Source organism: Streptomyces sp. TSRI0281 (assembly GCF_001905125.1).
In the GTDB taxonomy this organism is placed as follows: domain Bacteria; phylum Actinomycetota; class Actinomycetes; order Streptomycetales; family Streptomycetaceae; genus Streptomyces.
The window spans coordinates 109,801-133,476 of the sequence record NZ_LWLE01000001.1; the positions used below are offsets into that span (position 1 = coordinate 109,801).

Here is a 23,676-nt window from a genome sequence, read left to right on the forward strand (position 1 = left end):
GGGTCACGGGGCAGCCCTCGTCGGCCGCCCCGTGACAATGGACGTATGCACCACGAAGCGCACGGCGCCGCCGGGCCGCGGCCCGCCCTCCCCTCGCCGCTGCGCCCCGCCGAGGACGAGCGCTTCCGGCGGCACGGCGTGAGCCTGCTGCTCAAGCGCGACGACCTGATCCACCCGGACCTGCCGGGCAACAAATGGCGCAAGCTCTCCCTCAACCTGGCGGCCGCCGCCGGCCGGACCGTGCTGACCTTCGGCGGCGCCTACTCCAACCATCTGCGGGCCACCGCCGCCGCCGGGCGGCTCCTCGGTTTCCCCACGGTCGGTGTCGTCCGCGGCGACGAGCTGGCGCACCGCCCGCTCAACCCGTCGCTCGCCCGGTGCGCGGCCGACGGCATGCGTCTGCACTTCGTGGACCGCTCGACGTACCGCGCGAAGACCGATCCTGACGTCCTGGACGGGCTGCTGAGGCTCTTCGGGGACGTGGACGTCCTCCCGGAGGGCGGCAGCAACGCGCTGGCCGCACAGGGCTGCACAGAGCTCGGGCGCGAGTTGCGCGGGCACACCGATGTGGCGGCCGTGGCCTGCGGTACCGGCGGCACCCTGGCCGGCCTCGCCGCGGGCCTGGCCCCCGGCCAGCGCGCCCTGGGCATCCCGGTCCTGCGCGGCGGCTTCCTGGGCGAGGCGGTGGCCCGGCTGCAGCGCGAGGCGTTCGGCGGCCCGGCCGGACAGTGGTCCCTGGACGAGCGCTTCCACTTCGGCGGCTACGCCCGTACGCCCCCGGAGCTGCACGCCTTCGCCGAGGACTTCGAGGACCGGCACGGGCTGCCCGTCGAGCGGATGTACGTCGCCAAGCTGCTGTACGCGCTGACGGCGCTGACCGGGGCGGGCGCCTTCGCTCCGGGAACGACGGTGACCGCCGTGGTGACGGGCACCCCCTACGAGTCGTCCGTCTCCCGGTAGGCCGCCGCCTCCTCCAGGTCGAGGCGCCGCAGCAGGGTCCGCAGCATCTCGTCGTCGATCCGCCGCTCGTCCCGCAGCCGCACGAAGACCTCCCGCTCGGCCTCGATCATTTCCCGGGCGAGGCGCCGATAGGTGTCGTCCGCCGATTCCCCGGTGACCGGGTTGGCCGCGCCGAGCCGCTCCCACACGGCGTTGCGGCGCCGTTCCAGAACGGTGCGCAGCCGCTCGGCGAGGGGCGGCGGCAGGCTGTTGCGCCCGTCGTCCAGCAGTTCCTCCAGGCGCTGTTCCGCGGCCGTGGACGCCTCGCTCTGCGCCTGCGCCTCGGCCAGCGTCTCCGCCTGGAGATCACGCCCCGGGAGCTTCAGCACCCGTACCAGGAGCGGCAGGGTGAGGCCCTGGATCACCAGCGTGCCGATGACCGTGGTGAAGGTCAGGAACAGCACCAGGTTCCGGGCCGGGAAGTCCTCCCCGTCATGCATGACCATCGGGATGGAGAACGCGATGGCGAGCGAGACGACCCCGCGCATCCCGGCCCATCCGACGATCAGCGGCGCGGTCCAGTCGGTCCCGGGTTCACGTTCCCGGATGCGCCGGGAGAGCCACCGGGGCAGATAGGTGGCCGGATAGACCCAGACGAAGCGCACCACGACGACCGCGAGGAACACCGCCACCGCGTAGCCGAGCGCCTCCCCGACCCCGTACGCGCCGAGCCCCTTCAGTACGAAGGGCAGCTGGAGCCCGATGAGGGCGAACACGGCGGACTCCAGGACGAAGGCGACCATCTTCCAGACCGCCGCCTCCTGGAGCCGGGTCGCGAAGTCGACCTGCCACGAGCGGTGCCCCAGGTAGAGCGCGACGACGACCACCGCGAGGACGCCGGAGGCATGCACCCGTTCGGCCGCCGCGTACGCCACGAAGGGGATCAGGAGGGACAGCGTGTTCTGGAGGAGTGCCTCCTTGAGGTGGGTGCGCAGCCAGTGCAGCGGCACCATCAGCACCAGACCCACGCCCACCCCGCCGAACGCCGCCAGCAGGAACTCACCGATCCCGGCGCCCCAGCTCATCCCCTCACCGACCGCCGCGGCCAGCGCCACCTTGTAGGCGGTGATGGCGGTGGCGTCGTTCACCAGGGACTCGCCCTGGAGGATCGTGGTGACCCGGGCGGGCAGCCCCACCCGGCGGGCGATGGCGGCGGCCGTCACGGCGTCCGGCGGGGCGATCACCGCCCCGAGGACCAGCGCCGCCGTCAGCGGCAGGTCGGGCACCATCAGATAGGCCAGCCAGCCCACCGCGAACGTCGCGAAGAGCACGTACCCCACGGAGAGCAGGGCGACCGGCCTCGCGTTGGCCCGCAGATCGAGGTACGAGCTGTCGACCGCCGCCGTGTAGAGCAGCGGCGGCAGCAGCAGCGGGAGCACGATGTGCGCGTCCAGGGTGTACGACGGCACCCCCGGCAGATACCCGGCCACCAGCCCTGCGGTGACCAGCAGCAGCGGGGCGGGCACGGGCGTCCGGCGCGCCGCCCCCGCGACCGCCGCACTGGCCGCGACCAGGGCAACCAGCGGCAATGCGTCCATCTCACGGTCCTCACATCCGTCGTAACCTGGCAATCATGAGTGAGTGCCCGCATGTTCTCGAACTGCCGCGCCCCGAGCCGGCCCCGCTCAGCGGCACCTGCCTCGAATGCCTGGCCGCGGGCAGCCACCCCGTACAGCTGCGCCTGTGCCTGGCCTGCGGGCATGTCGGCTGCTGCGACTCGTCGCCACTGAAGCACGCCTCCGCGCACTTCGAGGAGTCCGGTCACCCGGTGATGCGGAGCTTCGAGCAGGGCGAGAGCTGGCGCTGGTGCTTCCAGGACGGTTCGATCGTCTGACGTCTGGGTACGTCAATCCGGCGCCGGTTCTTCGCAATTGGCCGCTGCAGACCTCTAGCCACTGTGTGTACTCATGGGCTTACCATGAGTGACGAGTAGAGGATGGGGTCCTGGCGACACGGCATCATGGTTCGCGATAGCGTCGCCGAGCCAAGAACCGACGACGGACCGCATGGCTCCGGGCCACTTCTCCCGGAACCTCGAAAGAGTTTGTGCCACCTTGGAGGTGAGGGTGTCCCAGATCGCAGGCGAGCCCGGGAATCAGGACTTCGTAGAGGTCCGGCTGCCCGCTGCGGGTGCCTACCTGTCGGTGCTGCGAACGGCCACGGCCGGTCTCGCAGCGCGTTTGGACTTCACTCTCGACGAGATCGAGGATCTTCGCATCGCGGTCGACGAGGCCTGCGCGATCCTGCTTCAGCAGGCCGTGCCGGGTTCCGTCCTCAGCTGTGTGTTCCGTCTCGTCGACGACTCTCTTGAGGTGACGGTGTCGGCCCCCACGACGGACGGCCGCGCGCCCGAGCGTGACACCTTCGCCTGGACGGTGCTCTCCGCACTGGCCGGAAAGGTCGACTCCACGGTCGCCGAAGACCGTACGGTCAGCATCAGCCTCTACAAGCAACGCGGCGCGGGCCCCGGGCCGGCGTGAGCGACGGGAACGGGGACGGTCCTGTGCGGGACGAGACGATCCGACCCGGGGTGGTGCGCCCAGCAGGCATCCCGGAGCAACAGGCCCGGCCGCATCCGGTGGACGGAGCGGACGGGTCCGAGAGCCGTACGGTCGCGGTGGAGCAGTCGCAGGCAGAGCGGGCGGTCCAGATGAGCGAGCACGGGCACCACGATCCACACGACCGCAGCGGGGCGCGGGCCCTGTTCATCGAGCTGCGGGAGCTGCCCGACGGCTCGGCCGAGAAGGCGGAGCTGCGCAATCGGCTGGTCCGGATGCATCTGCCGCTCGTGGAGCATCTGGCCCGCCGCTTCCGCAACCGGGGCGAGCCGCTGGACGACCTGACCCAGGTCGCCACGATCGGGCTCATCAAGTCGGTGGACCGGTTCGACCCGGACCGTGGCGTGGAGTTCTCGACGTACGCGACTCCCACCGTCGTCGGCGAGATCAAGCGCCACTTCCGCGACAAGGGCTGGGCGGTGCGGGTGCCGCGCCGCCTCCAGGAGCTGCGGCTCTCGCTGACCACGGCGACCGCGGAGCTCTCCCAGCAGCACGGCCGCTCACCGACCGTGCACGAGCTGGCGGAGCGCCTGGGCATCTCCGAGGAAGAGGTGCTGGAGGGTCTGGAATCGGCCAACGCCTACAGCACCCTGTCGCTGGACGTCCCGGACACGGACGACGAGTCGCCCGCGGTCGCGGACACCCTGGGCTCCGAGGACGAGGCGCTGGAGGGCGTCGAGTACCGGGAGTCGCTGAAGCCGCTGCTGGAGGACCTGCCGCCGCGCGAGAAGCGCATTCTGCTGCTGCGCTTCTTCGGGAACATGACCCAGTCGCAGATCGCGCAGGAGGTCGGCATCTCGCAGATGCATGTCTCGCGGCTGCTGGCCCGCACGCTCGCCCAGTTGCGCGAGCGCCTGCTCGTGGAGGAGTAGGGCCGACAGCGAAGACCGCCCGGAACGGGCCGCCGGAGCGGTGGCGAACGCGGCCTGTCGGTCGTGGTGGGTCAGGCGTCGGGGGTCGTACGCGGCCCCCGGCGGATGCCCAGCTCCCGGCTGGTCGCCGGGTTCAGCACGAGCACGAGACCGGTCACGGCGACCGCGGCCAGGACGATCCCGGTGGGGATCAGCGCACCCTGGGCCCGCAGCAGCGTCCAGGCCACCGGCAGCGCCATGAGCTGTGTGACGAGCGCGGGCCCCCGGCTCCAGGCGCGCCGCAGCAGCAGCCCGCGGGCGGCGAACAGCGGAATCAGGCCGAGCGCGATGAGGGTGACCCCGCCGGTCTCCGCCTGCTGGGGGCTCTCGGGCCGGCCGAGCACCCCCATGACCAGCATGTAGATCCCGCCGATGACGAGTGCCGCCCCTTCGAGGGCGTTGAGTCCGGCGAGGACGGCGATCCTGCCCGGCTTCTCCCCGGTGGCCGGAGGGGGCGAAGAGGGCGTGTTCTGCTGAGTACTCACGCCTCTCAGGTTGGCATCCCCGGGCGGTGAAAGCGAAGCCGGGGTACGGGGCGGCGGGTCCGGGGGCCGAGACCCGGACCGTTCACAGAGCGTGACGAAGGCGAACGCAACGGATCCGGACTACAGGGCGGTACCACCCGGTAGGTACTCTGGCGGGCATGCGCGCACTCCTCGTGGTCAACCCAGCTGCCACCACCACCAGTGCGCGGACCCGTGACGTGCTCATTCACGCACTGGCGAGCGAGATGAAGCTGGAAGCGGTGACCACCGAGTACCGCGGGCACGCCCAGGACCTCGGGCGCCGGGCCGCGGACAGCGACGACATCGATCTGGTGGTCGCCCTGGGCGGCGACGGGACGGTCAACGAGGTCGTGAACGGGCTGCTGCACAAGGGCCCCGATGTGGACAGCCTGCCGAAGCTCGCGGTGGTTCCCGGCGGCTCCACCAATGTCTTCGCGCGCGCCCTGGGACTGCCCAATGACGCCGTGGAGGCGACCGGCGCGATTCTGGACGCACTGGAGCAGCGGAGCGAGCGCACGGTCGGCCTGGGGCTGGCGGCCGGCACCCCGGGCACGGCGGACGAAGCCGTTCCGGAACGCTGGTTCACTTTCTGTGCCGGGCTCGGTTTCGACGCGGGAGTCATCGGCCGGGTCGAACAGCAGCGCGAGCGGGGCAGACGGTCCACCCATGCCCTGTACGTACGCCAGGTGGTGCGGCAGTTCCTTGAGGAGCCGCACCGGCGGCACGGGATGATCACGCTGGACATTCCCGGCCAGGAGCCGGTCACCGACCTCGCGCTGTCCATAATCTGCAACACCGCCCCCTGGACCTACCTGGGCAATCGCCCGATATACGCGTCCCCGAAGGCGTCCTTCGACACCGCCCTGGACGTCCTCGGCCTGAAGCGCCTTTCCACTCCCGCGGTGACCCGCTACGCCACTCAGCTGCTCACTTCGAGCCCCGAGAAGGGCCCACACGGGAAGCACGCAATTTCACTTCATGACCTCACGGACTTCACCTTGCATTCAAAGGCTCCACTGCCCTTCCAGATGGACGGCGACCACCTGGGACTGCGTACGAGCGTGACGTTCACAGGCGTACGCCGTGCACTGCGTGTGATTGTGTGAGTGGAAGGGCCTAAAGTCCTTTAACTCGAACGTTTGGGCTGTCCCCCACCCCTTAGAAGTACGGCTGTGACCTAGCCGACACCGAGGAATCAAAAAAAACTTTCCAGAAGGGGTTGTATCCGTCGCCGAGGTTTGCGAATCTCTACATGGCGATCGGGACGGCCCGCAACACCGGCCTCCACTGAGAGCCAGAACCCCTCCTCACCTCACAGACCACATCCAGTTCTCCTGGGAGTCGGCCCGTCATCTGCGGGGGGATTCGTGAAAGCGTTCACATTCACAAGCAACAAGCATGTAATACCAAGGAGAGGTAGCAGCCATGGACTGGCGTCACAACGCCGTTTGTCGTGAGGAAGACCCGGAGCTGTTCTTCCCCATCGGCAACACCGGTCCTGCGCTGCTGCAGATCGAGGAAGCCAAGGCCGTCTGCCGTCGCTGCCCCGTCATGGAGCAGTGCCTGCAGTGGGCGCTCGAGTCCGGCCAGGACTCCGGCGTCTGGGGTGGCCTCAGCGAGGACGAGCGCCGCGCGATGAAGCGCCGTGCCGCTCGCAATCGGGCGCGTAACGCCAGCGCCTGACCGACCCCCCGCGACGAGCCTCAGCCCGGCGGCGCGTACAGAGCGTACGCACAGCCCCGCCTTCGAGTCGCAGCGCGCAGTACCCCCGAAGCGCATCGCAACGTAAGCAGTACACAGTGGGCCCGGACCGTCACCACGGTCCGGGCCCACTGTGCTGCGCGGTCGGCGCGCGGCGCCCGCCGCGGTGCCGGACCGTGCGCGTCGGCTACTTGTCGCCCCGCACCGGAAGGTCCAGCACCACCTGGGTGCCGCGCTCCGGTCCCGGAACCATGCCGAAGGTGCCGCCCAACTCACCCTCCACCAGCGTCCGCACGATCTGGAGCCCCAGATTTCCGGCCCGCTGCGGGTCGAACCCCTCGGGCAGACCGCGCCCGTCGTCGGAGACGGTGATCAGCAGCCGGCCCTCGGTGGGCGATCCGCCCCGTACCGCCGAGACTTCCACCGTGCCGTGTTCGGCCACGGTGAACGCGTGCTCCAGGGCGTTCTGCAGGACCTCCGTGAGGACCATCGAGAGCGGAGTGGCAACTTCCGCATCGAGTATGCCGAAGCGTCCCGTACGGCGGCAGGTGACCTTGCCCGGGGAGATCTCGGCGACCATCGCGATGACCCGGTCGGCGATCTCGTCGAACTCGACCCGCTCGTCCAGATTCTGGGACAGCGTCTCATGGACGATCGCGATCGAACCGACGCGCCGTACCGCCTCGTTGAGCGCCTCGCGGCCCTGCTCCGAGTCCATCCGGCGCGCCTGGAGCCGCAACAGGGCGGCCACCGTCTGGAGGTTGTTCTTCACCCGGTGGTGGATCTCCCGGATGGTGGCGTCCTTGGTGATCAACTCCCGCTCGCGGCGGCGCAGTTCGGTGACGTCCCGCAGCAGGACCAGCGAACCGATGCGCACCCCCTTGGGTTTGAGCGGAATGGCCCGGAGCTGGATGACACCGCCGGCGCACTCGACCTCGAACTCGCGGGGCGCGTAACCGCTGGCCACCTTGACCAGCGCCTCGTCCACCGGGCCCCGGGACGGGGCGAGCTCGGCGGTGGTCGTGCCGAGGTGGTGGCCGACGAGGTCGGAGGCGAGACCGAGGCGGTGGTACGCGGAGAGGCCGTTGGGGCTCGCGTACTGGACGACCCCGTCGGCATCGAGCCTGATCAGGCCGTCGCCGACGCGCGGGGATGCGTCCATGTCGACCTGCTGGCCGGGGAAGGGGAAGGACCCGGCGGCGATCATCTGGGCCAGGTCGGAGGCGGACTGGAGATAGGTGAGCTCCAGCCGGGAGGGCGTACGGACGGTGAGGAGGTTGGTGTTGCGGGCGATGACGCCGAGGACCCGGCCCTCACGGCGTACGGGGATGGACTCGACCCGTACCGGCACCTCCTCGCGCCACTCCGGATCGCCCTCGCGCACGATCCGGCCCTCGTCCAGGGCGGCGTCCAGCAGCGGACGGCGTCCGCGCGGCACCAGATGACCGACCATGTCGTCCTGGTAGGAGGTGGGGCCGGTGTTGGGCCGCATCTGCGCCACGGACACATAGCGGGTCCCGTCGCGGGTCGGAACCCACAGGACGAGGTCGGCGAAGGACAGGTCGGAGAGCAGTTGCCACTCCGAGACCAGCAGATGGAGCCACTCGAGGTCGGTGTCACTCAGGGCTGTGTGCTGGCGGACGAGGTCGTTCATGGAGGGCACGTGTGCGAGCGTACCCGTGGATACCGAGAGGTTCCGAACCGATCGGCCGCCGCCCCGTGCGGTGGTGGAGGGGAAGTACGGCCAAGAAGTGTGGCCGGGAAGTGCGACGGAAAATGTCTGTCCCATGGATAGACACGGGCAATTGGTCTAGTCCACAATGCTCAGGACAAGAACCTCCGCTCTCCCCGCACAGGAGAGCGGAACGAGGCACCCGGCGCTCTCTGCCCTGACTGCGCCGGTGCCTCCATCGGCCGGAGGCACCGCACACCGCCGGCCAGGTAGCTCCGGGCTGCGGTGCCGGACGGGCTGAGGGTCCCGTCGCGGCGCCGCGGCCCGCGGGTGTTTTCGGGGCCGGGCTCCCTGGCGGGCCCGGAGTTCAGTGGGTCTCGGTGACCTTGGCGAGGGCGCGCGGCGCGTCCGGGTCCTGACCGCGGGCGATCGTCACCTCGTACGCCAGCATCTGCAGCGGCAGGATCTCCAGGATCGGCTGGAGCTCCTCCGCCACCCCCGCCGTCGGCAGCACGAAGCCCGCCGAGGCCGCGTCCACCTGGGCCTTCGGGCCGACCACGAACAGGTCGGCGCCGCGTCCGCGCAGCCGGTCCAGGACCGGCTGCAGGGCGACTCCGCCCCGGCCGTCGGTGACCACCGCGATCACCGGGGAGATGTTGTCGACCATCGCGAGCGGACCGTGCAGCAGGTCGGCGCCGGAGTAGGAGAGCGCGGGGATGTAGCTGGTCTCCATCAGCTTCAGGGCCGCCTCCTTGGCCGTCGGGTAGCCGTAGCCGCGCGAGGTGATGACCATGCGTTCGGCGAAGCGGTAGCGCGAGGCCAGCGCCTTGACCTCGTCCCGGCGCCCCAGGACCGCCTCGGCCAGCTCGGGCAGGACGGCGGCGGCCGACGCGCCGTCGCGACCGCCCAGGCCCTCCACGAAGAGGTAGAGGGACAGCAGGGACGCGGTGTACGTCTTGGTCGCCGGCAGGGCCTTCTCCGGGCCGGCGAGGATGTCGATGTGGTACTCGGAGACCGCGGCCAGCGCGGAGTCCGGGTTGTTGGTGACGGCGAGGGTGACCGCTCCCGCCTCCCGGGCCGCCGTCGTGGAGGCCACCAGATCCGGCGAGCCGCCCGACTGGCTGACGGTGATGACCAGGACGTCCGTGAGGTCGGGCTTGGCCCCGTACGCCGTCGTGGTGGACATCGACGCCAGACCGCAGGGCAGACCGAGCCGGATCTCCAGCAGATACTTCGCGTAGAGCGCCGCGTTGTCCGACGTACCGCGGGCGGTGAGCAGGACGAAGCGGGGCTTCCTGGCGGCGATCTCGGCGGCCACCTCGCGGATCCCGGGGGCACCGCGGTCGAGGATGCGCCGCAGCATCGCGGGCTGCTCGGCCATCTCGCCGGACATGATCCGGCCGGGCCGTTCGCCCCCGCCGTCCCGCACGGCCGAAAAGGTGGCGGACATATGGGTGCCTCCCTGCGGTGTCGTCGCTGGGGACAAGTCGACCACGGTGGCACGGGCACCCGCCACCGGGCCGCACGGGAGGACCAGGGACTGAACGGTTCACCTCACGGATGCCGCGTTCTGCTAGATTGGTATTTTGATTGGTCTATACCACATGACTCCACCACTCTTCAGATCGGCAGGCACAGCGTGGAAGTTGTCATCGTCCCGGATGCCAAGGCAGGCGGCGAACTCATCGCGGAGGCCATCGGCGCCCTGCTGAGCCGCAAGCCCGACGCCCTGCTCGGCGTCGCCACCGGCTCCACCCCGCTGCCCATCTACCAGGCGCTCGCGGCCAAGGTCCGCTCCGGTGCGGTGGACGCCTCGCGCGCCCGCATCTGCCAGCTGGACGAATACGTCGGGCTGCCCTCGGGCCACCCCGAGTCGTACCGCTCCGTGGTGCTGCGCGAGGTCGTCGAGCCGCTCGGTCTGTCCGAGGCGTCCTTCATGGGCCCCGACGGCTCCGCCGAGGACGTCCAGGCCGCCTGCGAGGCGTACGACAAGGCGCTCGCCGCGGCCGGCGGGGTCGACCTCCAGCTCCTCGGCATCGGCACCGACGGGCACATCGGCTTCAACGAGCCGTGCTCCTCGCTGGCCTCCCGTACCCGGATCAAGACGCTGACCGAGCAGACCCGGGTCGACAACGCGCGCTTCTTCGACAACGACATCGCGCAGGTGCCGCACCACGTGATCACCCAGGGCATCGGCACCATCCTGGAATCCCGGCACCCCATCCTGCTGGCCACCGGTGAGGGCAAGGCCGAGGCCGTGGCCCAGACGGTGGAGGGACCGGTCGCCTCGATCGTGCCCGCCTCCGCGCTGCAGCTGCATCCGCACGCGACCGTGGTCGTCGACGAGGCGGCCGCGTCGAAGCTGAAGCTCGCGGACTACTTCCGCGCCACGTTCGCGGCGAAGCCCGCGTGGCAGGGCATCTAGCCGATCCCCGCAGCACGACGGAGGGCCGGGACACCCTGGGGTGTCCCGGCCCTCCGTCGTACGTACACCCGTCCGGCGAGAGGCGTTGCCCTCGATCGCCGGACGGGCCGGCGGTGCGGGCCCGTCCGCGCCTGCACCCGGGCCCGACGTCCGGTCAGGCCGTGACGGCCTCCGCCGCCGCCTGGCCGCAGACCCGGGACGCACCGTGGGTGGCCACGTACAGCGATCCCCGCGGCTCCGACTGCGGGAGGCCCATCTCGACCACGATCGTGTCGGGACGAGCCGCCACCAGCGCGTCGAGCGCCGCGGCCATCCAGTCGTGCCGGTGGGCGTCGCGGACGACGGCCACGATGCGCCGCTCCCCCGCGGCGCTCAGCACATCGGCCGCCGCCGTCACGCTGTCGCTGCCGTAGGTGCCGCTCTCGGTACCGGGCAGCAGCCTGCGCAGGTCGGTGGCGAGGCCCCACGGGGTCTCGTTGCCGACCGCGATGTTGGGCGCCGGGTTGAACTCGGCCACATAGGCCGGCCCGGTCAGCCGCTCGCCCGTGCCGGTCACCTGGACGGCGCGGCGGGCCGCCACCAGACCGATGTCGGAGCTGACTCCGGTGCCGGGCGCGATCCCCTCCTGCGTTGCCGCGCCCTGCTCCGTGACAGCCCCCCGCGCACGCTGCGTCCAGGACGCGAGGGCACGTACCCGTGCGGCCGCGTCGGCGAGCCGCTCCTCGGCCAGTTCGCCGCTGCGTACCGCGTCGACCAGCGCGTCGCGCAGCAGCAGGACCGTGGGCTCGTCCTCCAGCCCGCCGCCGACGCACAGGGCGTCGGCGCCCGCGGCGATCGCGAGGACGGAGCCTCGGGCGATGCCGTACGTCGAGGCGATGGCCTGCATCTCCACGGCGTCGGTGACGATCAGGCCGTCGTATCCCAGCTCCTCGCGCAGCAGACCGGTGAGGATCTGCGGGCTCACCGTCGCGGGACGCTCGGCGTCGAGTGCGGCGAGCAGGATGTGCGCGGTCATCACGGACTTGGACCCCGCCGCGATGGCCGCCCGGAAGGGCACCAGCTCACGGGCGTGCAGGGTCTCCAGGTCCACGTCGATGCGGGGCATCGCGTGGTGCGAGTCGACCGCGGTGTCGCCGTGCCCCGGGAAGTGCTTGGTGCAGGCGGCGACACCGGCGGCCTGGAGGCCCTCGATGTACGCGGCCGTGTGCCGGGCGACGAGGCGGGGGTCGGCCCCGAAGGAACGGACGCCGATGACCGGGTTGCCCGGGTCGGAGTTGGCGTCGGCGGACGGCGCCCAGTTGAGGTTGACGCCGCACTCGGCGAGCCGGCGGCCCAGCTCCTGGGCGACGGCGCGGGTCAGGTGCACATCGTCGACCGCGCCGAGGGCGAGGTTGCCGGGGAACGAGGAACCCTGCCGGACCTCCAGCCGGGTGACGTCACCGCCCTCCTCGTCGATCGCGACGAGGACGTCCTCGCGCTCGGCCCGCAGCTGGGCGGTGAGCGCGGCGACCTGCTCGGGCGTCTGGATGTTGCGGCCGAACAGGGCGACGGCGGCGAGCCCTTCGCCGACCCGGCGCAGGACCCAGTCCGGGGCGGTGGTGCCGGTGAACCCGGGCTGCAGGACGGCGAGCGCGTCCCGCGTCAGGGTGTCCGTAGTGGAAACGAGGGTGGTCATGAGGCCCGCACTATCCCTTCACGGCGCCGGAAGTGAGGCCAGCGGCCATCTTCCGCTGGATGAACATGAAGAACACGACGACCGGCAGGGCGATCATGGTCGAGGCCGCCATCAGCGCGCCGTAGTCCGTCCCGCGCTCGGTCGTGAACGTCATCAGCCAGACGTTCAGCGTGTACTTGGAGTTGTCGTTGATCAGGATGTACGCGAAGAGGTACTCGTTCCACGCGTTGACCAGGGCGAAGATCGACGCGGCGGCGAGGCCGGGCGCGAGCAGCGGGAAGATCACGCGGCGGAAGGCACCGAAGCGGGTGCAGCCGTCCACCATCGCGGACTCCTCCAGCTCCACCGGGATGTTCACGACGAAGCCGCGGATCATGATGGTCGCGAAGGGCAGCGTGGAGACCAGGTAGACGACGATCAGGCCCCAGTACTCGTCGATGCCGCCCATGGCGTTGAGCTGGGCGTAGATCGGGATGAGCATCGCGGTCGGCGGCAGCATCTGGACCAGGATCATGATCAGGACCAGGGCCTTGCGGCCGAAGAAGCGGAAGCGGCCGATGGCCAGCGCCGCCAGGGTCGCGATGATCATGCCGCCGACCACGGCGGTGATCGAGACGATGAGGCTCGACTGGATCGCGGTGCCGAAGTTCGGCTGCTCGGTGGCCCGTACGAAGTTGTCGAAGGTGATCGACGAGGGCCACAGCGTCTGGTCGTAGGAGCGGATCTCGCGGTTGGGCCGCAGGGCGCTGACGACCAGCCAGTAGACCGGGAAGACCATGACCAGGGAAATGCCGAGGCCGAGGACGTCGAAGCCGAGCCGGCTCTTCTTGCGGTCCGGGCGAAGTGTCTGTGTGTCGGTCGTGGAGCTCATTCGACCTCTCCCGTCTTCATGAGCTGGCGCAGGTAGTACACGGCCACGCCGGACAGCAGCAGCACCGTGATCAGGGCGATCGCGGTGCCCTGACTGAAGGAAGTGGACTCGAACGCCTTGGAGTAGGAGTAGAGGCCGAGGGTCTCGTACTCCGGCTCGGGCTTGTTTCCGCGCAGCAGCCAGATCTGGCCGAAGACGTTGAAGTCCCAGATCACGGAGAGCGTGGCCACCATGGTGAAGACCGGCTTGATGACCGGCCAGGTGACGTACTTGTAGACGCCGTAGCCGCTGGCGCCGTCGAGCGAGGCGGCCTCTTCCAGTTCCTGGGGGACCTGGGTGAGGGCGGCGTACAGGGTGACGACGACGAACGGAATGGCGCCCCACACGACCAGGATGGCGATGATCGTGAAGCCCTGAAGCGGGTTCAGGTACCAGTTGTGGCCGAGGAAGTCCTCGCCGACGACCTTGGCGATCATGGTGTTGATCAGGCCGTAGTCGGAGTCGGCCATGAAGCGGAAGATCGAGGCCGCGACCATCAGCGGCATGGACCAGGCCGCGATCAGGCAGAAGGTCAGCACGAGCCTGACCCAGGTCGACAGCCGGCGCATCAGGAGGGACACCAGGAGGCCGATGGCCATCGTCAGCGTCACACAGACGGCCATGAAGACCACGGTGCGGAAGGTGACCCACCAGAACTCGGAGTCGCCGAGGATGTTGGTGAACTGTTCCAGGCCGACCCACGGAGCGGGTTCGCCGGACCACAGTTCCCGACGGCCCATGTCCTGGAAGGACATGATGACGGTCTTGCCGAGCGGGTAGAGGTAGACGGCGGCGATCGCCACGATCGCCGGGAGGATCAGGAAGTAGGGGAGGAGTGCACCCTTCTTCCGCTTCCTCTTCTGTTCACGGGGCCCGGTGCCGTCCTCGTCGGACAGCCGGGGCCCGGTCACTTGGGGATCACGTGTTGGGGAGACCGGTGGCCCGGCGGCCTTGGTGTCGGCGGCAGTCACGTGGCGACCTTCCATCGCGGTCCGAGGCAACCCCCGGAAATCACGGCGTTCTTGAGCTGAAGGAGCGGGGGCCCGGCGCAGTGCCGGGCCCCCGTCCGGCGATCAGAAGGCTCAGGCCTTCTTGTTGATCAGAGCGTTGATCTCGCCGTCGGCCTTCTTGGTGGCGTCGGCGACGGACTTGCCCTTGAGGATCTCCAGGAGCAGGTTCTCCAGGATCTCCTCCTTCTCGACCGAGGCCCAGCCCGGGGCGATCGGCGTGAACCAGGCGTCCGGCACCGCGTTGGCGATGGCGGCCGTCTCCGGCTTGGCCTTCAGCGGCTCAAGCTGCTTCTCGTTGTTGGGGAGGATGTTCTTCGACGCGAGGACGTCCATGGACTTCGCGTTGGTGAAGAGGGAGATCCACTCCTCGCCGAGGTCCTGGACCTTGGACTTGGAGATGACCGCCAGGTCCGAGCCGCCGATGAAGGACGGGAGCGCCTTGCCGTCCGGGCCGGGCATACCGGCCGTGGCGATCTTGCCTTCGAGCTTCGGGTTGCCGTTCTCGCCCGTGGTGACGCTGCCGGCCTCCCATGCCTGGCCATAGATGACCGCGGCCTTCTCGTTGGCCATGACGTTGGCGTGGTCCTGCTCGTCCTTCGTCTGGTCGGCCTTGTTGTACTTCTTGATCAGGTCGATGTAGTGGGTGATGCCGCGCTGCGCCTCGGGCGTGGAGAGAGTGGCCTTCCACTCCTTGGCGCCCTCGTCGTACTTGGCTATCTGCCCACCGGTGGCCGCGACGTAGGACATGGCGGCGTACCAGTAACGGCCCGGGTAGTAGAGGGACGAGGCGCGCTTGTCCTTCTTGGCCAGCTCGGCCGAGACCTTGTCCATGGCCTTGAGGAACTCGTCCTCCGTCTGCGGGAGGACGTCGCTGCCGGTGCCGGCCTTCAGCATGTCCTTGTTGTAGACGGCCAGACGGGCACTGGCGTAGTAGGGGACGCAGTAGCTCTTGCCCTCGAAGGCACACGTGTCCTTCAGACCCTTGATCCAGGTGTCCGAGTTCTCGTACTTCTTGGGGTCGATCTCCGCGAGCGCACCGTTGAGGATGTACTGCATGGTCTCGGTGTTGCCGAGCTCGACAACGTCCGGGAACTTGTCGCCACCGAGGGAGGTGTCAAGCTTCTTGACCTTGTCGGCCCACTGCTGATACTGAATCTTGACGGTGACGCCGGGGTACTTCTTCTTGAACTGGGCGTTGACGTCCTTGACGAGTTCCGGCCAGGTCGACTGGGCGTCGCCCATCAGCCAGACCGTCAGGTTCTCCTTGCGGTCCTTCGGGTCCTGCGACGATGCTTTGTCGTCGGATCCGCATGCCGCAATCGAAACCAACATGCCCGCGACGCCGATCGCCGCGATGAGCTTGCGCTTCACGCCAAACCCTCCTCAGGGATGCTGCAACCCCGCCCACCGCGAAGACATTCGACGAGTACTGCTGGGGCTGGACCTGGTCTTTAATGGTTTAGACCAGTACCGGGAGCTTGGCCTAGACCTTTAGGGGTGTCAAGGGTGTATAAGAAGTGCACTCGCGTCCGTTATAGGACCGACACCTAAGGGAGGGCGAGGACCCGTGACGGGACCGTGCCACCATGTGAGCCGCGACAGACGGAGGAGCCGGTGACGGCAGCAACGCAGCAGTCGGGAAGGCGGGCCATGGGCGCCGACGGGGGCAGTTCGGGGAACGAGACCGGTGCAGGAACACGCACAGCGCGCGTACCGAAGTACTACCGGCTCAAGCGGCATCTCCTCGACATGACCGACACCCTGCCACCGGGTACACCAGTGCCGCCCGAACGCACCCTGGCCGCCGAATTCGACACCTCGCGCACCACCGTGCGCCAGGCTCTCCAGGAGCTGGTGGTCGAGGGCCGGCTGGAGCGCATTCAGGGCAAAGGCACCTTCGTCGCCAAGCCGAAGGTCTCCCAGGCGCTCCAACTGACCTCGTACACCGAGGACATGCGTGCCCAGGGACTGGAGCCGACGTCTCAGTTGCTGGACATCGGCTATGTCACGGCCGACGACACGCTCGCCGGTCTGCTGGACATCACGGCGGGCGGACGGGTGCTGCGGATCGAGCGTCTGCGGCTGGCCAGCGGCGAGCCGATGGCGATCGAGACCACACACCTTTCGGCCAAACGCTTCCCGGCGCTGCGCCGTTCGCTGGTGAAGTACACCTCGCTCTACACCGCGCTCGCCGAGGTGTACGACGTCCGGCTGGCCGAGGCCGAGGAGACCATCGAGACCTCGCTGGCCACACCGCGCGAGGCGGGTCTGCTCGGTACGGACGTGGGTCTTCCGATGCTGATGCTGTCCCGTCACTCGATCGACGGGCAGGGCGAACCGGTGGAGTGGGTGCGCTCGGTGTACCGCGGCGACCGGTACAAGTTCGTCGCCAGGCTGAAGCGGCCCACGGACTGAGGCAGTCCGCCCCCGGTGGGGGTCGGACGACGGACAGGTGCGGCGGTCGGGGCACTCCCCCGACCGCCGCATTTTCCTGTGTTCGGGCCCGCGTGCGTACTTCTGCGCGTACGGGACGATATGCGTACTTCTACGCGTACGGGACCGTGTGTGCGCGGGTACGCGTACGGGCCCGTGCGGGTACGCCTACGGGACCGCGTGCATGCGGGACCGTGTGCGTACGGGTAGGCGTACGGGACCGCGTCAGCGCCGTTCCGGGTCCGTCTCGATCACGCTGTACGGATACGGCAGCGCCTGCTCACTCGCCTCGGTCAGCCGCGCCGCGTCGGCCGCCTCCAGGTCGAGACCGGCGGCCCCCAGGTTGCTCTCCAACTGCTCCAGCGTGCGCGCCCCGACGATCGGCGCCGTCACCCCCGGCCTGCCGAGCAGCCAGGCGATGGCCACCTGAGCCGCCGCCAGACCGGTGCGTCCCGCCACCTCGTGCAGCGCGTCCAGCACCCGCCAGGTGCGTTCGTCCTTGTAGGCGCTCCATGACTCGCCCCAGCCCAGCCGCTCGGCGGTCTCCACCCGGGTGCCGCTCGGCGGCGCCGTCGCACCGCGCCGGATGGCGCCGCTCAGCCAGCCGCCGCGCAGCGGGCTCCAGGGAATGACCCCGAGCCCCTCGTTGCGGCTGACCTCGATCAGCTCCCATTCGGCGGACCGGTCCAGCAGGTTGTAGAGCGGCTGGAGGCTGGTGAAGGGTTCCCAGCCGTGCAGCCGGGAGAGGTCGATGGCCTTCTGGAGCTGCCAGCCGGAGAAGTTGCTCGCCCCGATGTAGCGCACCTTGCCGGAGGTGACCAGGGAGTCCAGCGTGGCGAGGGTCTCCTCCAGCGGGGTTCCGGGGTCCCAGGCGTGCACCTGGTACAGGTCGATGTGGTCGGTCCCCAGCCGCCGCAGGCTGGCCTCCACCCCGGCGATGAGGTGATTGCGTCCCAGCCCCCGGTCGTTGGGGCCCTCCCCGGTGCCGTAGCGCACCTTGGTGGCGACCACGATGTCCTCGCGGCGCCGGTGCTTGAGCCAGCGCCCGAGGATCTCCTCCGAGGCACCGGCCGAGTAGATGTCGGCGGTGTCCACGAAGGTACCGCCCGCCTCGGTGAAGCGGTCCAGCATCGCGTGCGAGGTGGTCTCGTCGGCCTCTCTGCCGAACGTCATGGCGCCCAGGCACAGTTCACTGACCCGCAGGCCGGTGCTTCCCAGATAGCGGTAGCGCATCGTCGGTTCCTTCGTGGTGGTGTCGGATGTCGTCCGGTGTCCGGTGACGGAGGTCGTCGAGGGAGACGGACACCTCTTGAACGCTGTGGTCGGACAGACCGCGCGGGTCGCGGAAGCGGTAGTGGTGCACCCGGGCGCCGGGCGTGGTGAGCACCCAGTCCAGCCGCCACCAGCGCATGCCGGGGCGGACCTGCCACGAGGTGGGGCAGAACCTTCCGGCCAGCTGTACGGCGTCGGCTCCCAGGCGTGCGATACGCCGGGCGTCCCCGACCGCCGGGGTGGTGTTGAAGTCCCCCGCGATCAGCGCCGGATGGGGGCAGCCCGCGACATCGCGGGCGAGCCCCCCGAATTCCCGTGCCCGGTCCGCGGCCCGCTCGCGGACCGCGCGGTAGAACTCCGCGCGCAGCGGACTGATGAGCCGCAGCTGGACGGGGATGTGCACGTTGAAGGTGGAGAGCAGCCGGTCCCGCGCACCGCCGCCGGGCATCGTGAGGTCGACCCGGAGGGTCCGGCGGGCGGCGGTCTCCACCGTCGCGGCGACCGGCAGCCGCGACATGGTGACCAGGCCCCTGGCGATGACGATCCCGTGCTCCGGGAAGTCCGCCCGCAGCCGTGCCTCGTCGTCGATCAGCCGGTAGCTGCCGTCGAACACGTCGTGGTGGTACTCCTGGAGCAGATAGACATCGGCCTCCAGGCCGCGCAGGAAGGCGTAGAACGGTTCCGGGTCGGTGGACTGGCACCAGTGCTGGGTGTTCCAGGACACGACCCGTACGGTGCCGTTCGCCGGTGGCACCGGCGGTACCGCCCGCCGGGCGGGTGGCACCGCCCGGGGCAGCAGCGCCCGGGGCAGCAGCCCGGACTGACCGGCGCCGAGGAGCAGGGCGCCCGCCGCGAGCACCGCCGCCGCCGTGACCGCCGGGCCCGCTGTTCCCTCCGTACCCGCCACTCCCGCCGTGAGGAGCAGCAGCACGGCGGGCACGGCCACGAACACGGGCGGCGGGATCAGCGAGGGCAGCAGCCACAGCCACCACCGGCCGTTGAACACCAGGTGCGCGCCGAGGAACACGGCCCACGCCCCGGCGGCCCACAGCACCGTGTCCGCGGTCATACGGTGGCCCTCCGCTCCGCGCCGACCTCCTGGAACAGCGCGTCGTACGCGTCGAGGCAGCTGTCCGTGCCGTACCGGGCGCGGGTGGCGCGCCCGCCCTCCGCCCGGCGCTCGGGCGAGTACGCCGCCACGTCGAGGAGTGCCTCCGCCAGGGCGTGCGGGTCCTTCGGCGGGAAGAGGCGTCCGAAGCCCGTCTCGGAGACCGGGACCCGCATTCCGGGGGCGTCGCAGGCGACCGAGGGGACACCGAGCATCATCGCCTCGGCCTGGGAGATGCCGAACGACTCCTCGGCCACGGAGGGCAGTGCGAAGGCGTCGAGGGAGGCGTAGAACTCCGAGACCCGCGAGTCGGCGAGGAAGCCGGTGAACCGGATACGGGTGTCGTCCCCGGCCCGTGCGCGCAGTGCGCCGACGACGCTGCCGCCCGCCACCTTGGAGTAGTCGCCGGCGATCAGGAGCCGTGCCTCGGGGTCGGTGATGGTGCGGAACGCGTCCACCAGGTGGTGCAGGCCCTTCTCCGGGGCGATCCTTCCGAGGAAGCCGAAGTGCGGTCCGGTGCTCTCGCGGAAGGTGGCGGGCGCCGCCGCGCGCTCCCGGCAGGGCGGGGCGATGGCCAGGAGCCGGCGGCCACGCATCAGCGGCCAGTGGCGCGAGTGTTCCGCGTGGTCCACGTTGTTGACGACGACGGCGGCGGAGCGGCGCAGCGCGGCCCCCACCGAGGCGTCCACCACGGGGACCTGGAGCGCGGCGAGACGGCCCGGCGGCAGCCATACGTCGTCGTGGTGGGTGCTCACCACCGGGGTGCCGCCCGCGAGCCGGGCCACCAACCCCGCTTCCAGCATGGGCAGATGGATGTTGACCACCCGGGAGGCGCGGGCGATCCGCCCGGCGAGCGGGGCGAAACCGGGGCTGAGCACACCCCGGCCGATCCGGGCGGCCACCGGGGCGCGGAACACCTCGACGCCCCGGACCGTCTCGCGCGTCGGGTGCTCCGTGTCGTGCCGGGCCGCCACGACGGCGACCCGGCGGCCCCGGGCGGCCAGTCCCTCGGCGACGGTGCGGGCCACTTCGGTGAGCCCGCTGGTGTAGGGCAGGTAGTAGGTGAGGACGATCGTCAGGTCGAAGCGGGGCGACCGTACGGCGCGCCTGGTCATGACCGGTCCTTGTCGGAGTCGGGGGCGGAGTCGGGGGCGGTGTCGGGCAGGGAGAGGCGGAGGTCGATCAGCCGGTGGGTGGAGAGGTCCGCGGGAGGGTCGTCCAGGACATGGCGGTGTACGTCGATCCCCGGCGAGACGAAGGCCCAGTCGAGCCGCCACAGCGCCGGACCGCGTACCGGGAACGTCGCCGGGTACAGCGAGTCCCCGTCGTCCGCCGCGTCCCGCAGCCCCCGGAACCAGCGCAGGTCCCCGGTACCGGGCAGCACGTTGATGTCACCCGCGAGCACCACCGGGTTCTCGTTGGCGTCCAGGTCCGCGCGCAGTTCGCCGAAGTGCCGCTCCCGCCGCTCGGACAGCTGCCGTACGGACCGGTGGTACGAGGGGGTCAACGGGTTGCGGTCCACGTTCAGCAGATCGGGCAGATGCGTGTTGTAGAGGGAGACGGTCCGGCCGCCGACCGTGAGGTCCGTGCGCAGCGCCCTGATGTTCCAGTAGTCGGCCCACGCCGTGTCGGGCGCCGCGAGGCCGTCGGGCCGCAGCGCGGTCACGGCGGTCAGCGGGTAGCGCGAGAGGGTCAGGAACTCCCCCGCGGTGGCCACGTGATAGCCGGGGAACTCGGCCTCGACCCTGGCGAGCCGGTCGATGGGGACGGGTTCCCCGTCGCGGGCGTTCTGGTACTCCTGGAGGAGATACACGTCGGCGGGGCGGGACTTGAGATAGGAGTAGAAGTCGTCCGGGTCGCTGTCCTGGTCCCAGAAGAAGGTGTTCCAGCTGACCACCCGCAGGGCGTCGGCGGGCACCTCGTCCCTGCCGTGCAGCAGCGCCCCCGGGTGGAGGCCGGACTGCCACGACCCGAGGAGCAGGGAGACCAGGACGAGGCCGAGGGTGACGCGTCGGCGGCGGGCGACCAGCGCGGCCGGGATCAGCAGGACGAGCGGGATCAGCAGGTGGGCCAGGGGCGGGGCGAGTCCGAGCCCGTTCCACAGCCACCACCGGCCGCTGAACGCCGTACGGGCGGCGATGAACAGTGTCCAGGCGACGACGACGGCGAGCAGGAGCACGGCCCGGCGCCGGCCCCGCCGTGCGGGGGCGATGCCGGTGGCCGGGTCCGTGGCCGTGCGCGGGGCGGTGTCCGTGGCCGTGCCCGGGGCGGAGGCAGCGTCGGTGGCCGGGGCGGTGTCGGTGGCGGTGGCCCGGGGGCCTGCCGTCCCCTCCCGTTCCGCTCGCTTCTCCCCCTCCTCGCTCGGGGAGTCGACCGCGGGTGACCGGGTCATGCCGCCGCCCGCAGCGCGCCCGGGCTCTCGTCGGGCTCGTAGAGCCGGCGGAAGCGCCGGGAGGCGAGCCATTGGAGGACTCCCACGCCCGCGCCCGCCGCGATGACCGCGTTGACCAGGAAGTGCGCCAGCGCGAAGTAGGCGGTGAACAGGGGCCCGCGCCGCCGCAGTACGAAGCGGTAGAGCGCGCTGTCCGCCAGCAGGCAGAACACGAGCAGGGCGGCGGACGCCAGGAGCCAGAGCGGGGAGAGCGGGCCCAGGGGCAGGGTGAGCAGGGCCAGCAGCGCGGCGACGCTGGCTCCGGCGCGCGGCCCGGTGGCGATGCCGCCGGGGAGGTCGCCCCGGCGCACGTACAGCGGGATGTGCAGCCGGGTGCGGTGGAAGACCTTGCGCATCACGACGCGCCAGGTGTCGTCGTGGTCGTGCCGGCCGCGGACCGCGGTGGAGCTGTGGACCTCGTAGCTCCGGCAGATCCGGGCGGCGTAGTCGCCGTCCTCGGTGTGCCGCAGACGGGGGTTGAACGGGCCGATCTCGGCGAAGACCTTGGCCGGCATGGCGCAGATCGCGGTGTGCAGGGTGCCGATGCGCCCTTCCGTCTCGGCCAGCCAGTAGAACTGGTGGAGGCAGCGGTACTCCTCGATCAGGCTGTCCCTGATCAGCGGTTCGGCGTCGTACGTACCGCAGACCGCGCCGATGCGGGCGTCGGAGCCGAGCAGGGCGACGGCCTGGGCAACGGCGTCCGGTTCCATGGCCACGTCGGAGTCGACGAAGACGATGATCTCGCCGCGGGCGTGTGCCGCGCCCGTGTTGCGGGTGGTGGCCACCCCGCTGTTGACGCCGGTGCTGATCACCCGCACTCCGCACGCCTCGGCGACCGCGACGGAGTCGTCGGTGCTGCAGTCGTCGATCAGCAGCACCTCCATGGGCTCGTAGGTCTGGGCGAGCGCGGCGCGCAGGCACAGTTCCAGGGCCCGGCCGTAGTTGTAGTTGGGAATGACGACGGAGACGAACGGTGGCTTCTGGGTCATGGGGCCGCACCTTCGGGCGGTCGGAGGGGTCAGGCGGAACGGTGGGAGAGGAACAGCGCGACGGCGACGAGCAGCGCCCACAGGCCGGAGTTGACGAGCATGGTCCGGTCGCGGAACAGCGCGTGGACCGGATTGCCGCCGCCGTCCTCGACCAGGAGCACCTGGAGATAGCGGGCGAGTCCGAAGACCGCGAAGGGCGCCGAGAGCAGAGTGACCAGTTGGGCCCCGGTGGCGAAGACCGCGTCGTCGCGCACATAGAGCACGTACGAGACGGCGGTCAGTACGGCGACGAGCACGACGAGGTGGTCGAGGAAGGCGAGCGTGTAGCCGCGCAGGGCGGGGCGGTGGGCGCGGCCCGCCGCTGTCATCTCGTGCCGTCGTTTGCCGAGCGCCAGCATCAGACAGAGCGAGAACACGCACAGCGCGAGCCACTCGGAGACCGGCTGCCCCACGGCCAGGGAGCCCTGGGCGAGCCGCAGGACGAAGCCCGTCGCCACGATGAACGCGTCCACCAGCGGCACGTGCTTGAGGCCCTGGCTGTAGGCGAGGCTGACCAGCAGGTAGAGGGCGGTGGGCCACCACTGCCACGGGGCGCCCGCCGCCGCCCAGCCGAGGAGCGACAGGACGAGGAGGCAGATCAGGGTGACGGCGGCGCCGGTGCCGACCCGTCCGGAGGCGAGCGGGCGGTGCCGCTTGACCGGGTGCAGCCGGTCGCGTGCCCGGTCGGCGAGGTCGTTGACGACATAGACGAGGCCGGAGGCGAGCGTGAACCCGAGCACGGCCCACGCGATGTGCGCGAATCCGGCGGGGTTCAGGGGGCGGGTGTCCAGCAGCGCCAGCGGCACCACGACGAGGTTCTTCACCCACTGGCCGGGGCGCAGCAGGGTGAGCAGATCGCGGGCGGGCCGACGGCGCGGGGCGGGTGAAGTTGTCGGGGCTGCGGAGGTGGTCGGGGCGAGGGGAATCGTGGGGACGGGTGAGGTGGTCGGGGTAGTGGAGAGGTCCGGTGGTCCGGGTGGGGCTGCCGTCACCCGCGCGGGCGCGGGTGAGGACTGGGTGATGTCCACGGCAAGGCT

General features: G+C 70.5%; 22 protein-coding genes. 8 read left to right on the forward strand and 14 right to left on the reverse strand.

The window, feature by feature from the left end; all coding sequences use genetic code 11:
• Positions 1-45: 45 nt before the first annotated feature.
• The gene (locus tag A6A29_RS00495; protein ID WP_073717900.1) at positions 46-960 is read left to right on the forward strand and encodes a 1-aminocyclopropane-1-carboxylate deaminase/D-cysteine desulfhydrase; all 915 of its coding nucleotides are present in this window, start codon (positions 46-48) and stop codon (positions 958-960) included.
• Here the strand turns inward: A6A29_RS00495 and A6A29_RS00500 are convergent.
• Positions 936-2,537: a Na+/H+ antiporter gene (locus A6A29_RS00500; protein WP_073717901.1), complete on the reverse strand. Its 1,602-nt coding sequence runs from the start codon at positions 2,535-2,537 to the stop codon at positions 936-938. The two genes, A6A29_RS00495 and A6A29_RS00500, sit on opposite strands and share 25 nt — an antisense overlap.
• A 35-nt stretch (positions 2,538-2,572) precedes the next feature.
• Here A6A29_RS00500 and A6A29_RS00505 point away from each other — a divergent pair, with 35 nt between their 5' ends.
• From A6A29_RS00505 to A6A29_RS00515, 3 genes are all read left to right on the forward strand, one after another.
• Complete coding sequence (locus A6A29_RS00505; RefSeq protein ID WP_073717902.1) at positions 2,573-2,833, forward strand: UBP-type zinc finger domain-containing protein; 261 nt, start codon at positions 2,573-2,575, stop codon at positions 2,831-2,833.
• Between the two features lie 232 nt (positions 2,834-3,065).
• Positions 3,066-3,479 (forward strand): anti-sigma regulatory factor, encoded by a 414-nt coding sequence (locus A6A29_RS00510; RefSeq protein WP_073718917.1) that lies wholly within the window; start codon positions 3,066-3,068, stop codon positions 3,477-3,479.
• Positions 3,476-4,429: an RNA polymerase sigma factor SigF gene (locus A6A29_RS00515; protein WP_385727005.1), complete on the forward strand. Its 954-nt coding sequence runs from the start codon at positions 3,476-3,478 to the stop codon at positions 4,427-4,429. The genes A6A29_RS00510 and A6A29_RS00515 overlap by 4 nt, the downstream gene beginning before the upstream one ends.
• A gap of 71 nt (positions 4,430-4,500) precedes the next feature.
• On the opposite strand, the gene A6A29_RS00520 is transcribed toward A6A29_RS00515, so the two are convergent.
• Positions 4,501-4,953 carry a hypothetical protein gene (locus A6A29_RS00520; protein WP_073717904.1) on the reverse strand — a complete coding sequence of 151 codons (453 nt, stop codon included), beginning with the start codon at positions 4,951-4,953 and terminating at the stop codon, positions 4,501-4,503.
• Positions 4,954-5,111: 158 nt separating this feature from the next.
• Between A6A29_RS00520 and A6A29_RS00525 the strand changes: the two genes are divergently transcribed.
• On the forward strand, positions 5,112-6,080 hold the full coding sequence (locus tag A6A29_RS00525) for a diacylglycerol/lipid kinase family protein (RefSeq protein WP_073717905.1): 969 nt from the start codon (positions 5,112-5,114) through the stop codon (positions 6,078-6,080).
• A gap of 319 nt (positions 6,081-6,399) precedes the next feature.
• Positions 6,400-6,657, forward strand: coding sequence for a WhiB family transcriptional regulator (locus tag A6A29_RS00530; RefSeq protein WP_003953983.1), 258 nt, complete (start codon positions 6,400-6,402; stop codon positions 6,655-6,657).
• A gap of 205 nt (positions 6,658-6,862) precedes the next feature.
• On the opposite strand, the gene A6A29_RS00535 is transcribed toward A6A29_RS00530, so the two are convergent.
• Both A6A29_RS00535 and A6A29_RS00540 read right to left on the reverse strand, forming a co-directional pair.
• Positions 6,863-8,329 carry a sensor histidine kinase gene (locus A6A29_RS00535; protein ID WP_073717906.1) on the reverse strand — a complete coding sequence of 489 codons (1,467 nt, stop codon included), beginning with the start codon at positions 8,327-8,329 and terminating at the stop codon, positions 6,863-6,865.
• A 385-nt stretch (positions 8,330-8,714) separates the two neighbouring features.
• Complete coding sequence (locus A6A29_RS00540; protein ID WP_073717907.1) at positions 8,715-9,797, reverse strand: SIS domain-containing protein; 1,083 nt, start codon at positions 9,795-9,797, stop codon at positions 8,715-8,717.
• Between the two features lie 189 nt (positions 9,798-9,986).
• Between A6A29_RS00540 and nagB the strand changes: the two genes are divergently transcribed.
• Entirely contained in the window at positions 9,987-10,772 is a 786-nt protein-coding gene (gene nagB, locus A6A29_RS00545) for a glucosamine-6-phosphate deaminase (RefSeq protein WP_073717908.1), read from the forward strand.
• Between the two features lie 154 nt (positions 10,773-10,926).
• On the opposite strand, the gene A6A29_RS00550 is transcribed toward nagB, so the two are convergent.
• The 4 genes from A6A29_RS00550 to A6A29_RS00565 form a co-directional block, all read right to left on the reverse strand.
• A complete protein-coding gene (locus tag A6A29_RS00550; RefSeq protein WP_073717909.1) occupies positions 10,927-12,447 on the reverse strand; it encodes a glycoside hydrolase family 3 protein in 1,521 nt (506 codons plus the stop codon).
• A 10-nt stretch (positions 12,448-12,457) separates the two neighbouring features.
• Entirely contained in the window at positions 12,458-13,318 is an 861-nt protein-coding gene (locus A6A29_RS00555; RefSeq protein ID WP_073717910.1) for a carbohydrate ABC transporter permease, read from the reverse strand.
• Positions 13,315-14,328, reverse strand: coding sequence for a carbohydrate ABC transporter permease (locus A6A29_RS00560; RefSeq protein WP_073717911.1), 1,014 nt, complete (start codon positions 14,326-14,328; stop codon positions 13,315-13,317). Before A6A29_RS00560 ends, A6A29_RS00555 begins: the two co-directional genes overlap by 4 nt.
• Positions 14,329-14,439: 111 nt before the next feature.
• On the reverse strand, positions 14,440-15,738 hold the full coding sequence (locus A6A29_RS00565) for a sugar ABC transporter substrate-binding protein (RefSeq protein WP_073717912.1): 1,299 nt from the start codon (positions 15,736-15,738) through the stop codon (positions 14,440-14,442).
• Between the two features lie 279 nt (positions 15,739-16,017).
• On the opposite strand from A6A29_RS00565, the gene A6A29_RS00570 reads away from it, so the two are divergent.
• On the forward strand, positions 16,018-16,782 hold the full coding sequence (locus tag A6A29_RS00570) for a GntR family transcriptional regulator (RefSeq protein WP_073717913.1): 765 nt from the start codon (positions 16,018-16,020) through the stop codon (positions 16,780-16,782).
• 243 nt (positions 16,783-17,025) lie between these two features.
• Here the strand turns inward: A6A29_RS00570 and A6A29_RS00575 are convergent, their stop codons facing one another.
• The 6 genes from A6A29_RS00575 to A6A29_RS00600 are packed head-to-tail and all read right to left on the reverse strand — an operon-like array spanning position 17,026 to position 23,667.
• Positions 17,026-18,033, reverse strand: coding sequence for an aldo/keto reductase (locus A6A29_RS00575; protein WP_073717914.1), 1,008 nt, complete (start codon positions 18,031-18,033; stop codon positions 17,026-17,028).
• Positions 17,990-19,141, reverse strand: coding sequence for an endonuclease/exonuclease/phosphatase family protein (locus A6A29_RS00580; protein ID WP_073717915.1), 1,152 nt, complete (start codon positions 19,139-19,141; stop codon positions 17,990-17,992). The genes A6A29_RS00575 and A6A29_RS00580 overlap by 44 nt, the downstream gene beginning before the upstream one ends.
• Positions 19,138-20,295, reverse strand: coding sequence for a glycosyltransferase family 4 protein (locus A6A29_RS00585; protein ID WP_073717916.1), 1,158 nt, complete (start codon positions 20,293-20,295; stop codon positions 19,138-19,140). Before A6A29_RS00585 ends, A6A29_RS00580 begins: the two co-directional genes overlap by 4 nt.
• Positions 20,292-21,572 (reverse strand): endonuclease/exonuclease/phosphatase family protein, encoded by a 1,281-nt coding sequence (locus A6A29_RS00590; protein ID WP_241838277.1) that lies wholly within the window; start codon positions 21,570-21,572, stop codon positions 20,292-20,294. Before A6A29_RS00590 ends, A6A29_RS00585 begins: the two co-directional genes overlap by 4 nt.
• Positions 21,569-22,600 carry a glycosyltransferase family 2 protein gene (locus A6A29_RS00595; protein WP_073717917.1) on the reverse strand — a complete coding sequence of 344 codons (1,032 nt, stop codon included), beginning with the start codon at positions 22,598-22,600 and terminating at the stop codon, positions 21,569-21,571. Before A6A29_RS00595 ends, A6A29_RS00590 begins: the two co-directional genes overlap by 4 nt.
• 29 nt (positions 22,601-22,629) lie before the next feature.
• Positions 22,630-23,667 (reverse strand): UbiA prenyltransferase family protein, encoded by a 1,038-nt coding sequence (locus A6A29_RS00600; protein WP_073717918.1) that lies wholly within the window; start codon positions 23,665-23,667, stop codon positions 22,630-22,632.
• Between the last annotated feature and the right edge of the window lie 9 nt (positions 23,668-23,676).

Bases quoted from the DNA above. Each gene is read 5' to 3' on its own strand.
- A6A29_RS00590 (WP_241838277.1), bottom strand. From the start codon at position 21,572: ATGACCCGGTCACCCGCGGTCGACTCCCCGAGCGAGGAGGGGGAGAAG.
- A6A29_RS00595 (WP_073717917.1), bottom strand. From the start codon at position 22,600: ATGACCCAGAAGCCACCGTTCGTCTCCGTCGTCATTCCCAACTACAAC.
- A6A29_RS00585 (WP_073717916.1), bottom strand. From the start codon at position 20,295: ATGACCAGGCGCGCCGTACGGTCGCCCCGCTTCGACCTGACGATCGTC.
- A6A29_RS00540 (WP_073717907.1), bottom strand. From the start codon at position 9,797: ATGTCCGCCACCTTTTCGGCCGTGCGGGACGGCGGGGGCGAACGGCCC.
- A6A29_RS00530 (WP_003953983.1), top strand. From the start codon at position 6,400: ATGGACTGGCGTCACAACGCCGTTTGTCGTGAGGAAGACCCGGAGCTG.
- A6A29_RS00495 (WP_073717900.1), top strand. From the start codon at position 46: ATGCACCACGAAGCGCACGGCGCCGCCGGGCCGCGGCCCGCCCTCCCC.
- A6A29_RS00570 (WP_073717913.1), top strand. From the start codon at position 16,018: ATGGGCGCCGACGGGGGCAGTTCGGGGAACGAGACCGGTGCAGGAACA.
- A6A29_RS00555 (WP_073717910.1), bottom strand. From the start codon at position 13,318: ATGAGCTCCACGACCGACACACAGACACTTCGCCCGGACCGCAAGAAG.
- A6A29_RS00535 (WP_073717906.1), bottom strand. From the start codon at position 8,329: ATGAACGACCTCGTCCGCCAGCACACAGCCCTGAGTGACACCGACCTC.
- A6A29_RS00580 (WP_073717915.1), bottom strand. From the start codon at position 19,141: ATGACCGCGGACACGGTGCTGTGGGCCGCCGGGGCGTGGGCCGTGTTC.
- A6A29_RS00575 (WP_073717914.1), bottom strand. From the start codon at position 18,033: ATGCGCTACCGCTATCTGGGAAGCACCGGCCTGCGGGTCAGTGAACTG.
- A6A29_RS00505 (WP_073717902.1), top strand. From the start codon at position 2,573: ATGAGTGAGTGCCCGCATGTTCTCGAACTGCCGCGCCCCGAGCCGGCC.
- A6A29_RS00525 (WP_073717905.1), top strand. From the start codon at position 5,112: ATGCGCGCACTCCTCGTGGTCAACCCAGCTGCCACCACCACCAGTGCG.
- A6A29_RS00500 (WP_073717901.1), bottom strand. From the start codon at position 2,537: ATGGACGCATTGCCGCTGGTTGCCCTGGTCGCGGCCAGTGCGGCGGTC.
- A6A29_RS00550 (WP_073717909.1), bottom strand. From the start codon at position 12,447: ATGACCACCCTCGTTTCCACTACGGACACCCTGACGCGGGACGCGCTC.